The sequence below is a fragment of the Asanoa hainanensis genome (assembly GCF_900188485.1).
Classification (GTDB): Bacteria; Actinomycetota; Actinomycetes; order Mycobacteriales; family Micromonosporaceae; genus Asanoa; species Asanoa hainanensis.
In genome coordinates this window covers 222,256-235,563 of sequence record NZ_FZPH01000012.1, presented here as the reverse complement: position 1 = coordinate 235,563, position 13,308 = coordinate 222,256, and the positions used below count along the sequence as shown (strand labels likewise).

Annotated in this window: 14 protein-coding genes and 1 pseudogene; 5 read left to right on the top strand and 10 right to left on the bottom strand. The window is 71.5% G+C overall.

What is annotated here, in order from left to right:
- Positions 1-49: 49 nt before the first annotated feature.
- From CHC05_RS27070 to CHC05_RS27060, 3 genes are all read right to left on the bottom strand, one after another.
- The gene (locus CHC05_RS27070; RefSeq protein ID WP_089253385.1) at positions 50-391 is read right to left on the bottom strand and encodes a TOBE domain-containing protein; all 342 of its coding nucleotides are present in this window, start codon (positions 389-391) and stop codon (positions 50-52) included.
- A gap of 83 nt (positions 392-474) precedes the next feature.
- Positions 475-1,137: an ABC transporter ATP-binding protein gene (locus tag CHC05_RS27065; protein ID WP_089253384.1), complete on the bottom strand. Its 663-nt coding sequence runs from the start codon at positions 1,135-1,137 to the stop codon at positions 475-477.
- A gap of 94 nt (positions 1,138-1,231) precedes the next feature.
- The gene (locus CHC05_RS27060) at positions 1,232-1,792 is read right to left on the bottom strand and encodes a DoxX family membrane protein (protein WP_089253383.1); all 561 of its coding nucleotides are present in this window, start codon (positions 1,790-1,792) and stop codon (positions 1,232-1,234) included.
- Between the two features lie 195 nt (positions 1,793-1,987).
- Between CHC05_RS27060 and CHC05_RS41690 the strand changes: the two genes are divergently transcribed.
- Positions 1,988-2,497: a hypothetical protein gene (locus tag CHC05_RS41690; RefSeq protein WP_179266395.1), complete on the top strand. Its 510-nt coding sequence runs from the start codon at positions 1,988-1,990 to the stop codon at positions 2,495-2,497.
- 298 nt (positions 2,498-2,795) lie between these two features.
- On the opposite strand, the gene CHC05_RS27050 is transcribed toward CHC05_RS41690, so the two are convergent.
- The 3 genes from CHC05_RS27050 to CHC05_RS27040 are packed head-to-tail and all read right to left on the bottom strand — an operon-like array spanning position 2,796 to position 6,815.
- Complete coding sequence (locus CHC05_RS27050) at positions 2,796-3,224, bottom strand: CBS domain-containing protein (protein ID WP_089253382.1); 429 nt, start codon at positions 3,222-3,224, stop codon at positions 2,796-2,798.
- A 17-nt stretch (positions 3,225-3,241) separates the two neighbouring features.
- On the bottom strand, positions 3,242-4,093 hold the full coding sequence (locus tag CHC05_RS27045) for a universal stress protein (RefSeq protein ID WP_089253381.1): 852 nt from the start codon (positions 4,091-4,093) through the stop codon (positions 3,242-3,244).
- 19 nt (positions 4,094-4,112) lie between these two features.
- Positions 4,113-6,815, bottom strand: a complete 2,703-nt coding sequence (locus CHC05_RS27040) for a bifunctional acetate--CoA ligase family protein/GNAT family N-acetyltransferase (RefSeq protein WP_245871238.1) — start codon at positions 6,813-6,815, stop codon at positions 4,113-4,115.
- 232 nt (positions 6,816-7,047) lie between these two features.
- Between CHC05_RS27040 and CHC05_RS27035 the strand changes: the two genes are divergently transcribed.
- The 4 genes and pseudogenes from CHC05_RS27035 (at position 7,048) to CHC05_RS42150 (ending at position 9,768) form a co-directional block, all read left to right on the top strand.
- A complete protein-coding gene (locus CHC05_RS27035) occupies positions 7,048-7,515 on the top strand; it encodes a universal stress protein (protein ID WP_089253380.1) in 468 nt (155 codons plus the stop codon).
- A 31-nt stretch (positions 7,516-7,546) separates the two neighbouring features.
- Positions 7,547-8,506, top strand: a pseudogene (locus CHC05_RS27030) (HAD-IC family P-type ATPase); the annotation flags it as partial.
- Positions 8,507-8,811: 305 nt separating this feature from the next.
- Positions 8,812-9,165 carry a hypothetical protein gene (locus CHC05_RS27025; RefSeq protein ID WP_089253378.1) on the top strand — a complete coding sequence of 118 codons (354 nt, stop codon included), beginning with the start codon at positions 8,812-8,814 and terminating at the stop codon, positions 9,163-9,165.
- A 456-nt stretch (positions 9,166-9,621) separates the two neighbouring features.
- Entirely contained in the window at positions 9,622-9,768 is a 147-nt protein-coding gene (locus tag CHC05_RS42150; protein WP_218824699.1) for a hypothetical protein, read from the top strand.
- On the opposite strand, the gene CHC05_RS27015 is transcribed toward CHC05_RS42150, so the two are convergent.
- From CHC05_RS27015 to CHC05_RS27000, 4 genes are all read right to left on the bottom strand, one after another.
- Complete coding sequence (locus CHC05_RS27015; RefSeq protein WP_089253377.1) at positions 9,765-10,994, bottom strand: MFS transporter; 1,230 nt, start codon at positions 10,992-10,994, stop codon at positions 9,765-9,767. The genes CHC05_RS42150 and CHC05_RS27015 overlap by 4 nt on opposite strands.
- Positions 10,995-10,998: 4 nt before the next feature.
- The gene (locus tag CHC05_RS27010; protein ID WP_425426848.1) at positions 10,999-12,423 is read right to left on the bottom strand and encodes an NAD(P)-binding domain-containing protein; all 1,425 of its coding nucleotides are present in this window, start codon (positions 12,421-12,423) and stop codon (positions 10,999-11,001) included.
- 70 nt (positions 12,424-12,493) lie between these two features.
- Positions 12,494-12,982, bottom strand: coding sequence for a GNAT family N-acetyltransferase (locus CHC05_RS27005; RefSeq protein WP_089253375.1), 489 nt, complete (start codon positions 12,980-12,982; stop codon positions 12,494-12,496).
- Positions 12,976-13,308, bottom strand: a complete 333-nt coding sequence (locus tag CHC05_RS27000) for an ArsR/SmtB family transcription factor (protein ID WP_089253374.1) — start codon at positions 13,306-13,308, stop codon at positions 12,976-12,978. Before CHC05_RS27000 ends, CHC05_RS27005 begins: the two co-directional genes overlap by 7 nt.

Sequence of the window (13,308 nt, the reverse complement as noted above, 5' to 3'; positions counted from 1 at the left end):
ACCCTGCCGATCACGTGCGGCGGTTGGGCGACCTGGGAGTCGATCCGAATCACATCCGCACCGCCTGAATCAGCACCGTGCTTCTGCCCGACGGGCACCGCTCAGGCAGGCCGGCGCGGAGGAGCGCCGCGCCAGAGGCCGGGTCGAACAGGTGGAGCTCGCCGGTGTCCACGCCGAAGGTCACCTCGTCGCCTGGGGCGAGGGCGCAGTCGGCTTCGACCCGGGCCGTCCACTGGCCGGCGCCGTCGTCGGACGATGCCGCACCGGGCGCGGCGAAGAAGAGGTGCTCGGCGTTGCCGAGGAACTCTCGGCCGGTGATGGTGGCGGTCAGCTGCGGTGATCCGATGGGTGCGGGCCAGACCAACGCATGGGGCCGGATCCCGACGATCACCTCTTGGGCTGCCGCCGGCCCGGTGCCCGGCAGCGTCCACCGCGTCCCGTCCGCGAGGACCAGGACGGCGGGTTCGCCGGCGGTCAGCCGGGCGCCCCGACCTGTTGGACGCGGCCCTCGTGCAGCACGGCGATCCGGTCGCCGAGCGTCATGGCCTCCACCTGGTCGTGCGTGACGTAGACCGTGGTCGTGTGGAACCGCTCGTGCAGCCGGCGCAGTTCGGCACGCATAGCCACCCGCAGCTTCGCGTCCAGGTTGGACAGTGGCTCGTCCATCAACAGGATCCGCGGGTCGCGGACCAGCGCCCGGCCCATCGCGACCCGCTGGCGCTGGCCGCCCGACAGCGCCTTCGGCTTGCGCTCCAACAGCTCGCGAATCTCCAGCATGTGCGCGGTCTCGTCGACCCTCGCGGTGCGTTCGGCCGCCGCCACGTGCCGCAGGCGCAACGCGAAACCCAGATTGTCGGCAACGGTCATGTGCGGGTAGAGGGCGTAGTTCTGGAAAACCATCGCCACGTCACGCATCTTCGGCGGAACCCCGTCGATCTCTACGCCGTCCACCTGTACCGACCCGCTGGTGGCATCCTCCAGGCCGGCGATGATCCGCAGGACGGTGGACTTTCCGCAGCCGGACGGGCCGACCAGGACGAGCAGTTCACCGTCGCGGACCGAGAGGTCAACGCCGTCGAGCGCGACGGCTCCGCCCGGAAACACCTTGGTCACGTAGTCGAGCCGGATGCTGGTCATGGAACACCTTCTTCCGGTCGTCGAGAGGCGCGTCGAGACTCGGCCGGGGCACCGCCGTCAGCGGTGCCCCGGGTCACGAGATGGCGCTTCGCGGTCACTTGAGCCAGGGCAGCCGCTTCACGATCGGCAGCTTCTCCCAGTACCCACCGAAGCCGAGGGTCCGGCCGGCGCCGACGAGCGCGAGCCCGACGAGGACGGCGGCGAAGATCAGGTGCTCGTCCATGAACGGGTTGGTCTCCGGAGGGAGCGCGACCGACCACATCATGACGTAGAGCAGGGCACCCGAGGCCGCGGCGATGCGCATGCCGATGCCGAAGGTGAGGGCCAGCCCGATACCCAGCAGACCGAGCATGAACGCCCAGTTCGCGAAGCCGGTGCCAGCCAGGTTGTGGTAGAAGTCCGCGAACGGACCTTCCGAGCCGCTGAGGAACCCCTTGGTCGGGCTTCCGCCGTTGACCCACGAGCGCTCGCTCGGGGTGGCGAAACCGAACCCGAAGACCTTGTCCAGGAACGCCCACAGGAAGGTGAAGGCGAGGGCCAGGCGGACGCCCGCCCACATGTAGCGCGCTGCCTTCTGCGCTGTCGTCTCGGTCGACTCGTAGGTGACCGCCGGAGCGGTCGTCCGCGCGGTGTGCCGCTCTGCCATTGCGGTCATGGCCCTCCACGTCCTTTCGTTTCGGCTGCGGGTCCTGTCTGGACCCACATCGATTTCACCCCCGTGAGCGAGCCTGGAGCAGTGCCGGTGGTCCGCACCTGGGTGGGACCCCGGTCACCGCTGGACCGGGACCTTCGCCTCTGCCCGGGCCGGGAGGCGGGGGCCGAGGCTGGCGGCGACGACCAAGGAGGAGCGATGCTGCGAGTGGCGATCAACGGCCTGGGGCGAATCGGCCGGGCCTACCTACGCGTGCAGCACGATCCCGTCGAGCTGCCGCGGCAGGAGATGGGCGTCGACCTGGTGATCGAGTCGACCGGGAAGCTCCGGACCCGCGAGAGCGCCGGCGGACATCTCAAGTCGGGTGCTCGACGCGTGCTCATCTCGGCGCCGGGCAAGGGCGTGGACGCCACCTTGGTGCCGGGCGTGAACGACGGCGAATACGAACCGGTCCACCACGAGATCCTGTCGGCGGCATCCTGCACCACGAACTGCGCCGCGCCGATGGTCAAGGTGCTGCACGACACGTTCGGGGCGTTGGACTCGTCGACGGCCCGGTCGCCGACGCAGACCAGGGCCGCACCGGTCGCCGCTCGAGCAGTGCCGTCCGGAAAGCCCTGCCGGGTGGGTCCGATGGCCCTGCCGGTTCGCTCGGATGTTCCCGACGATGAGACAGCCGACCGCCGCGCCCTGAGGAGACTGCGATGACCGTCCTGAGGCATCCGATGGCCGGCTCGGCGCCCGTCGTCGGGCCGGGGACCGAGCCGCCCCGTCGTCGACCTGCGGCAGGCGCTGGCGGTCGCCGCGGGGGTCGCGGCCATCGCGGTAATCGGGGCGGCGTTCACGGCCACCCGACGCCGCGGTCTCGCCGTCGGCCCGGTGACCATGGGTCCGGGTGGGTGGGTCAGCGTCAAAGGAGCCGCCGCGCCACGGCTGCGTCCGCAAGACAAGCGGCCGTGGTGGGCCCGCCTGTTGCGGGCGCACCGGCTGGTCGTGAAGTGACCGTTCAGCCGGCGAGCAGGGCGACGATGTCGCTTCCGGTCACTATGCCGACCGGGCGCAGGCTCGCGTCGACGACGGCGACGGCGTCGACGCCGGCGCCGCGCATGAGCCGCGCGGCACGGGCGACCGAGATCCCCTCGTCGACGACCACCGCGCCCTGATCCAGCGCAGCGTCCACGGTGGTGGTGTCCAGGGCCGCCGCGTGCCGCGCCCAGGCGGCCACGATTGTCCGGTCAGCCAGCACACCACCGCAGGTGCCGTCACGGTTGACGACGACGAGATGACGTCGCCCGGCCCGCACCATCGTCCGCAGGGCCGCACCGAGCGAGGCGCTGCCGGCGACGCAGACCGGCGGTGCGCTCATGATCCGCCGTACCGGCCGCGTTCCCAACGACGGTGAGATGCCCTCCCGCCCGGTGTATATCGCCTTCATCACGGCCTCCTTCAGGGTCAGGCGTGGATGGAGCCTGTCGCGTACGGGTGGACGACCGCGACCGGGCAGCGCGCCTGGTGCACCAGCGCCTGGCTGACCGATCCCAGCAACAGCCCGGAGATACCGCCGCGGCCACGAGAGCCGACGACCGCGAGGCTCGCGTTGGAGGACGCGTCGACCATCGCCCGGTCCACGACCGACGCGGGGCGCACCTGGCAGCGAACGTCGACCAAGGGGTACTTGTCGGTCCACGGCGCCACGACGGTCTCCAGCATCGACTCCGCGAGCCACGCGGGTTCGACGCGCTCGTCGGCGACGTGCACGGCCAGCAGCGGCAGCGCGCGCCGGGCCGCCTCGTCGAACGCGAAGGCGAGTGCCGGCAGGCAGCCGGCCGAGCCGTCGACACCAACCAACACCGGGGCGGCGGCCTGCCGTTCGGTGATGGGCCGGAAGATCACGACCGGCCCGCTGGCCCGGGCCGCGACCTGGCTCCCGACGGAACCGACCAGCAGCTCGGCGCATCCGCCTATCCCGCGATGCCCGACCACGACGGCCTCGGCACCACGCGAACGTTCGATCAAGGCGGGTGCGGCACCGGCGGCGACCTGTTCGGTGGCCGTGTCGAGGCACGGAAACTGCCGCGCCACACCACTGGCCACCCGGGCGAGCAGGTTGGCGCCGTCGGCGCGCGGATCGGGCAGCGCCGGCGTGTACGGGCTGACGCCGGCGGCGCCGTATCCGAGCGGGTGGACGTAGCCGTGCACGATCAGCAGTGGTGCCAAGCGCCGGCTGGCCAGCTCGGCCGCGTAGCGAGCGGCCGCGATGCTCGCGGGCGAACCGTCGACACCGACGACAACGGGCTTGTCCATGGTGACCTCCCAACACTGGTCAGGGCAGGCGGAGCTGGCGCAGGACCGGGTCCGGTTCGGCGTCCACTGTTCGCAGGCGCAGCTTCGCGTCGACCGCCACCACGCCGTCCGCTCGGGCCACCACGGGGTTCAGATCGAGCTCGGCCACCTCGGGCAGGTCTTCGGCGAGTCGGCCGAGGCGGAGCAACAGATCCTCGAGGGCGCCGGTATCCACCGGCCGGCTGCCCCGGAAACCGGTCAGCAGGCGGGCCGCGCGCAACGACCGCCACATCCGGCGGGCGTCCAGGTCTGTCATCGGGACCAGCCGCAGCACGCGATCGTCGAAGAGGTCGGTCTGCACTCCGCCGAGCCCGGTCATGACCACGGAACCGAACAGGTGATCGTGGACCACTCCGGCGACGAGCTCCACGCCGGCGACCGCCATCGGCTGGACGAGGGCGCCCCGCGCCGGGTCACCGGCCGCCGTCACCGCGCGATAGGCGGCGCGGACGTCGTCCTCTCCCGTCAGGTGCAGGTGGACCCCGCCGACATCGGTCTTGTGGACCAGCTGCGGGTCAGCCGATTTGACCGCCACCGGATAGCCGGCCGCACGTGCCGCTCCGACCGCGCTGTCCTCGTCGGTGACCGCCGTCGAGTTCAGCAGAGGTATCCCGTAGGCACGCAGGATCTGCTCCGCGACCGGGTACGGCTGCCAGCCGCCGCCAACGGCGAGAGCGCCTTCGACGGTGGCCCGGGCCGCCTCGAAGTCGATGCCCGGAAGGTCGGGCTGGAGGCCCAACGGCTCTCGCCGCCAGTCCGCGTAGCGCACCGCGTGGTCGAGCGCGCGGACCGCTTGCTCGGGCAGGTCGAAGACCGGGATGCGGCGCGCGCCGAGCACCCTGGGGGGAGCTTCGAGGCCGACGACAACGGCCGCGGCGGCCAGGTCCGTGGCGGCGTCCACGATCGGTGTGAGCGCGGCCAGGATGGCCGAGACGTCGTTCGCGCGGGTCGCGGCGACCACGAACAGCAGGAGGTCCACCTCGCCGCTGTCCACGAGCGTGCGCGCCGCCGACGCGAACGCCTCGGGGGTCGCCGCGGCTCCCAGGTCCAGCGGGTTGTCGTGGGTCGCCGCCTGAGGCGCGAGGTGGCGCAGCAGGTCGTGCAGCTCGGGCGTCGGTGCCGGCACGGTCAGCCGTCCGCCGGCGGCGGCGTCGGCGGCCATCACGTTGAAGCCGCCGGCATTGCCGAGCACGGCCAGCCGTCCACCGCGCGGCAACGGCTGGTCGACGAGCACCCGTGCCGCGTCCAGCAGCTCACCGATGTTGTCGACGCGGATAACGCCCGCTTGCGCGAACAACGCGCTGACGGTGGCATCCGGCGCGGCCGCCGCCGCGGTGTGGGAGGCGCCGGCACGCTGACCGGCGGCGGAGCGGCCGCTCTTGACCGCGAGCACGGGCTTGCGACGGGCCAGTGCCCGCGCGAAGCGGGCGAACTTGCGCGGGTTGCCGAACGACTCGAGATACAGCGCCACCGCGCTGGTGTGTGGGTCGTCGAACCAGTACGAGATCAGATCGTTGCCGCTGACGTCGGCCTTGTTCCCCAACGACACGAAGGTGGAGATGCCGCAACCGGAACGAGTGGCGTGGTCAAGCAGTGCGATGCCGACGGCGCCGGACTGGGAGGCGACGGCGAGGCCACCGGGCAACGGATGACCGGGTACAAAGCTGGCGTTCAGCCGGACCTTCGCGTCGGTGTTGAGAATCCCGATGCAGTTGGGGCCGACGAGGCGGATGCCGTGCCTGCGCGCGAGGTCCACCAGCGCGGCCTGCCCCTGCCGGCCGTCCGCTCCGACCTCCCCGAAGCCCGCGCTGAGCACCACGGCCGCGCGGGCGCCAGCCACGGCGGCATCGGCGATGACACCGGGGACGGCGCTCGCCGGGACGGCCACCACGACGAGGTCGACCGGACCCGGCAGCGTCCGCAGCGACGGGTAGGCCCGGACTCCGGCGACCTCGGTGGCGTGCGGGTTGACGGCGTACACCACGCCCGTGTACCCGGACTCCGTCAGGCCGCGCAGCGTCTCATGTCCTACCCCGCCGGGCGCGCGTCCGGCACCGATCACCGCGACCGAGCGCGGACACAGCAGCGGCAGCAGTGACGCGTGCCCGGACTGCCGATCGCGAGCGTCGACGGCGTCGCGGTCCTCAACAGTCGGCAGGCCGACGTCCAACACGCCGTCGGCGAACCGGGTGAACACCCGACCGCTGAGGTCCCGGGCCACCCGGATCATCGACCCGTTGGTGGGAAGAACCTCGCCGAGCAGCTCGTCGACGCCCTCCTTGCGCGCGACGGCGGCGAGATGCTCGAGCAGCAGCGTGCCGATGCCCCGGCCGTGCTCGGCGTCGCCGACGAACACCGCGAACTCCGCACGCCGGTCCGCCGGGCTCGTTCGTTCGAACGACGCCACCCCGACCACCTGGCCGGCCAGCTCGGCCACTACCGCCGCGTGGCACGGTCCGGGCGTTCGGCAGAGCCGCCGCACCTCAGTCATGATCGTCGACTCGCCGGCCAGCCCGAAGAAGCGCATCCGCAGGTTGTCGGGATCGGCGCTCGCGTACATCGTCCGTAGCGCGGGTTCGTCCTGCGGGAGGGCCGGGCGGATCCGGACGATCCCGCCGTCGGCGGTCAGCGCGTCGACGCCGCCGTGAACGGCGGCGCGGGGCGCATCGGCGATGTCGGTCACAGAAGCCCTCCTCAGAGCGGCGGCGACGTTCCTTCCAAGCCAATGCCTGCCCACCCCGGTTCGGCAGGGCCGACCGGCCCGCCCGTGGTCCGCAGAGGTCCCGTCGATCACTCCTGCGGCGGCACGGGCCGACGGCGGGACCATCGGCCCTCCGGTCAGGGTCGTTGGCGCCTGCCCGACCGCTGCCGGCGGGCCGACACTGCGAGGCAGGAGCGGCATCAGGGAGGACGAGATGACGGAGAGCTATCTGATCGTGGTCGGTGTCGACGGCTCCGAAGGCGGACGCCGCGCGCTGGCCTGGGCCGCGCAGGAGGCCGCCGACCGCGGCGGCGCGGTGCAGGCCGTCATGGCCTGGCGTTGGGACGGCGTGGAACTCGACCCGCACACCGTGCGGCCGGACGAAACCCGTCAGCACGCCGAGCGGGTGCTACAGCAGGAGATCGCGGCGCTGACGGCTCAGCACGGCAGCACCCACCCGGTGGCCGCCGAGGTTGTCGAAGGACGGGCGGCGCAGGTGCTGGCGGACGCGGCGCGAGCCGCGGATCTTCTGGTGCTGGGCAGCCACGGACACAGCCGCCTGCACCACACGGTGCTCGGATCGGTCAGCGAGGAGGTCATCCGACTGGCGCCCTGCCCGGTCGTCGTGATCCCGATCCCCGTGCCGGCGTCGTCGTCGGCCGAACCGGCGGTCCGCGCGTAGCCGGACAGTCACCGGTGACGGGAGCGATCCGATGCTGACCATCTCCGTACCGGCGACCGACGTGGCACCGCCCGGCGGCATCACCGAAGAGGCAGCCGGGCGGCACCTGCGCGACGAGGGACCCAACCTCCTCGATGCCGCCCCCGCTCACCGGTTGAGCACGCGCGTGGCGCGCCAGCTCACCGATCCGCTCGTCGTGCTGCTCATCGCCGCCGCGGTGGTCACCGCCGTCCTTGGCGACTATCCCGACACCGCGGTCATCGCCCTGGTCGTCATCGTCAACACCGGCATCGGCGTATGGCAGGAGGTCCGCGCCGACCGGGCCATCGCCGCGCTCGACGGTCTCGCGGCGCCGACCGCCCGCGTCGTTCGGGACGGCGTCGACCGGATCGTCCCGGTGTCCGAGGTCGTGCGCGGCGACAGGGCCTTGCTCGCGGCGGGCGACATCGTCCCGGCCGACATCGCACTGGACGGCACCTACCGTCTGCGACTCGACGAGTCCGCGATGACCGGCGAGGCCCAGCCCGTCGACCGCGAAGCCGGCCAGGAAGTGAGTGCGGGAACGGTGGTCGTCGCTGGCCGCGGCGCCGGGACCGTCGTGCGTATCGGGTCCGCCAGCGCGCTCGGCCGGATCGTCGGGCTGGTCCGGGGCACTCGCCCGGGACCGACGCCGCTGCAGCGCCGCCTCGCACGGCTCGGACGTGTGCTGGGCGTCGCCGTGCTGCTGATGTCCGCGGTCGTGTTCGTGCTGGGACTTCTGACCGGGCGGGGAACGGTGGAGATGGCGGTCACCGCCGTCAGTCTGGTGGTGGCGGCCGTCCCGGAGTCGATGCCGGCCGTGGTGACGCTGGCGTTGGCCCTCGGCGCGCGACGGATGGCACGGGCAAAGGCGATCCCGCGCCGGCTGCGGTCCGTCGAGACCCTCGGGTCGGTGACGGTGATCGCCGCTGACAAGACCGGGACGCTGACCGAGGGACGGATGGCTGTCCAGGAAGCCGTGACCAGCGACGGCGGATACGTGATCCACGGCCACGGATACACGCCCGAAGGCCATGTCAGCAAAGACGGCAAGATCGTGGTGCCCGACACGGATCTCGGTCCTGACCATCACCTCGAACGTCGTCTACGGCCGGCACACCGGGAACACTCCTGACGGACGCCGCGCCGGCGAGCCGTTCGCCCCGGGCGCCAACCCGATGGCAGCGCTAGGGAGCCGCAAGCGGCTTCGCAATGGTCGTTCTTGGTGCGACGGCAACTGTCTTCGAACGGACGCCGCTAACTGCTACGGACTTCGCCGTGCACCGGACCGCACTGCTGACCCAGAGCATGCTCTTCCTCGCCGGCGCCGCGGCGAGCCTCTGGTTCCTCGGCAGTCTGCGCAGCCACCTCGTCAGGTTCGAGCGGGGACCTGGACAGCTGAGCACGGTGGCCTTCGGCGCTGGCATCGCGTGGGTGGCTGTCAACTTGGTGGCCCAAGCCTTCCAGATCGGCCTGGCCAACGATCCCGGCGGTGAGGCGTCGGTGGCGCTAATCGAGGCAACCGCTGCGCTTTTCACCGTCGCGAATCTGCCGCTGGCGATGATGCTGGCCGCAGCCGGCATCGTGTCGCTGCATCATCGAGCTTTCCCGGTCTGGGTCGGCTGGCACTGATCGCAGCCTGCGCCCAGGCCGCTCTGTCGACAGGGTCAGTCGTACGAGACGGCCCACTCGCAACGGACGGTTGGTTGAGCTTCGCGTTGTATCCCTTCTTCCTTGTCTGGCTTGTTCCGGCCACCGTGGTCATGGTCCGTTGCGCCGGAGCGCCCGACGTCCCTCGGTCGAGAGATCTGCCGCGAACAGATCAATCCGTCCACTGAGTCGCGCAACACCTCGGAACGGCGATGGTCCCCTTGAGGGCAGCGACCCTGTTCGTGGTCGTCGCGTCCCAGGTGCCGAAATCCGCGACGACATCGGCGACGTCCTCGGCGTCGTGCCGTTCTACTTGATCTTCCTCGTGGTGATGGCGTTCGCCGGGCTGAGCGGCGGCCGGCTCTTCCGGCTCGGCACCGGACCCGCCCGAGCCGTGGTCTTCACCGGTGCGACCCGCAACTCCCTGATCGTCCTGCCTTGGCGCTGGCCCTCCCGGACCAGTCCGCCATCGCCGCCGCGGTCGTGGTCACCCAGACACTCGTCGAGGTTCTGGGCATGGTCGCGTACGTGCGGCTCGTGCCACGCCTCGTCCCGGCCGCCGACGTGGCGTCCTCGACCCGTTAGCGACCCTTCGCGAGAATGACGGCGGCGGCGATGAGGCAGGCGGCTCCGACGGCTATGAGGACGGGTGCATAGCCGCCGCTTACGGCGAGCAATGCGGCCGCGCCGAGGGGGGCGGTCGCCTTCGCCAGAGTTACGGGTGCGACGAGGGTGCCGGCGATCGTGGCGTACGCGGTGGTGCCGTAACGGTCAGCGAGCATGGCCGGTGCGGCGAGGCTGGCGACACCGAAGCCGATGCCGAAGGCGGTCACGCCGGCGGCGGCACCCAGCCGGGTGCTAGCGATGACCGGAAGCGCGAGCGCGGCGACGGCCTGAGTCGCGAAGATCGTGGCTACCAGCGCGGTAAGGGACAGTCGTCGTTGGGCGCCGGTGAGCAGCAGGCGGCCGGTGACGGACAGGATGCCGAGCAGGCCGGCGATGGTGGCCGCGAAGGTCGCGGGGTGGCCGGCGGAGGTGAGGAAGCCGACGAGGTGGACGGTCATGGTGCTCATCGCGGCGCTGTGTGCGACGAACGCGATGGCGAGGAACCAGAAGCGTGGGTCGCGTCGAGCGGCCCGGGCCAGGTCCGCTCGTGCCGCATCGACCGCGGGGCGCTCGGCGCTGTACGCAGCGGGTGGTCGGCGAACGACCGCGGCGTGCAACGGGATCGCGGTGACCGCGTACAGGCCGGCGAGTACGAGCAGGGTGGTGCGCCAGCCGTGGCGGCTGTCGAGGTATCCGGTCAGCGGCATGAAGATGGTGCTGGCGAACCCGGCCACGACGATCATGGTCAGGAGGGCTCGTGACCGGCGCTCCGGGTCGAACCAGGACACGATGACCGCGGTCGCGGGTTCGTAGAGGGCCATGGCCATCGCGACGCCCAGGCCGGCGAAGACGACGTACATCTGGGCGACGGTGCGCACCTGGGACCAGGCGACGAGCAGCAGGGCGCCGGCTATCGCTCCGGTGGTCATGATCGCGCGACCGCCGTGACGGTCGAGCCACCGTCCGACGGGTACGGCAGCTGCGGCCCAGGCGAGGATCGCGGTAGTGAGGGCGCCGGTGACGGCGGCGGGTGAGGTGTGCAGGTCGGCGGCGATCGGGTGGAGCAGGACGGCGAAGGCGTAGTAGAGGGTGCCGTAGCCGACAGTCTGGGTGATCGCGAAGGCGGCGACGATCCGCCAGCCGTGGAAAGCCCGCCCCTGGCCGCCGACCCTGGGGTCGGCGGCCGTGCGGGTTGGCGTGGTCATCGGTTCAGTTGCAGCAGCTGCCGGCCTGGTCGGAGCCGCTGGTCTCGGTGACGGAGATGAGGGTCAGCGGTGCGCGAAGCAGCCCGCCGGAGATTCCGGTGGCGAGGCCTCGACCGGCAGGCTCCGCTGTCGCCGGAGCGCTGGTGCCGCAGCACCCGCCGCCGCCGGTGATGGTGTCGTCGTCGAGGACCGGGTTGCTGTTGCAGACGCCGGTCTCGGGCAGGTCCAGTTGGACGTCGCGGGCGGCGGCCCAGTCACCGGCCAGCGCGGCGACAACGGAGCGGGCCTGTTCGTAGCCGGTGGCCAGCAGGAAGGTGGGTGCGCGTCCGTAGCTCTTGACGCCGATGGCGTAGAAGCCGGGTTCGGGGTGGGCGAGCTCGTCGGCGCCGTGCGGTGGGACGGTGCCGCAGGAGTGTTCGTTGGGGTCGATCAGTGGGGCAAGGGCGCGGGTCGAGCCGAGGATCGGGTCCAGGTCCAGCCGGAGCTCGGAGACGAAGGTGTGGTCGGGACGGAAGCCGGTCGCCGACACGATGCGGTCCGCGGTAATGGTCGCTCGGCCGCCGGACACCGTCACCTGGCCTTCGGTCGCTTCGACGCTCCGCACGGCGAAGCCCGTCACCAGCTCGATCGTGCCGTCGTCCACAAGGGAGTGCAGCCGCGATCCGAGGGCGCCGCGGGCGGGTAGGGCGTCATCGGCTTCACCGCCGTAAGTGCGCGCCGGGCTCGTCGAGCGGATCGCCCACACAACGCTCGTGCCGGGAACCTGACGAGCCAGCTCTGACAGGGAGAGCAGGGTGTTGGCGGCGGAGTGGCCGGCGCCGACGACCAGGGTCCGCTTGCCAGCGAACCGGTCGCGGTCGGTACCCAACACATCAGGCAGGGCGTGCTCCACGTACGCGGCCGCCTGGTCCTCGCCGTGGGCCAGGATCCCGGACGCGCCCAGGACGTTGGGTGTCGTCCAAGTGCCGGAGGCGTCGATGACGGCGCGGGCCAACAGGTCGTCGCCGCCGGCAAGGCGTACCAGCAGTGGCGTGGTCGCGCGGTCTGAGGTGCGGACGCGGTCCATCCCCAGCCGGGTCACGGCGACCACTCGCGAGTCGTAGCGGATGTACGGCTTGAGCGCGGGCAGGTCCGCGAGCGGACGGAGGTAGTCGTCGGCGAGCTGCGCGCCGGTAGGCAACACGTCCAGGTCCGGCTCGACCCAACCGGCGTCGGCCAGCAGCCGGCGTGCGGCGGAGTCCACGTTGTATCGCCATGGCGAGAACAGGCGCACGTGGCCCCACTGCCGGACTGCCGAGGCGGGGGCGTCGCCGGACTCCAGCACGACGAACGGGATCTCGCGCTCGGCGAGATGGGCGGCGGCGGCCAGGCCGACCGGTCCACCACCGATGACGACCACGGGTAGGTCGTCGAACGACGTACTCACGATGTCTCCTTGTCTTGAAGCTAATCGAATCAACTGGTCAGACTTCGGCGTCTGGGTTCTGGCGACGCGGGGTCTAGATGATGGCGGGGCTGCGGCGTTCGAGCAGGATCACGTCGCGCCACCGGCCGTGATGGCGGCCGACCCGCTCTCGCGTGCCGATGGTGCGGAACCCGGCCCTGCGGTGCAGGGCGAGGCTGGAAGCGTTCTCGGGAAAGACGCCCGACTGGATTGTCCACACGCCTGCGGCTTCCGTCGAGGCGATGAGGGCCGCCAGCAGCGATCGGGCGACACCTTTGCCGCTGGCGGTGGGGTCGACGTAGACGGAGTGCTCGACGACCCCCGCGTAGACCAGTCGGCTCGAGACCGCGGACACGGCGACCCAACCGACGACGGCCCCGTCGTCATCGACGGTGACGAGTCGGTGCTCGGGCAGTCGTGCGGCGTCGAAGGTCGCCCAGGCCGGTGCGGTCACTTCGAAGCTGGCGTGACCGGTGTCGAGGCCGGCCTGGTAGATGCGCAGGACCGCGTCGGCGTCGGCGGGCTCCATCGGGCGGATCAGCATTCGCAGCCTCCTGCCGGGGTCGGAGCGGGCCGGCCCATGACGACGTCGGCCGCTGATGGGAAGCAGTCCACGCAGTTCTGGTTGATGCGGTAGTGGCGGGCGTTGCCGACCGGTTCGACCCGGACGAACCCGACCTCGGTGAGCACCTTGAGGTGTTGCGACACCGTTGACTGGGCCAGCCCCACCGCTTCGACGAGCTCGCCGACCGGCATCGGGCGTGCTTGCCGCGCCAGGTACTCGACGATCTGCACCCGGGTCGGGTCGGCCAGGGCACGAAACCATGACGCGTACGTCGTAGCTGTCGCCCGGTCGAGGAGGTCTGACAC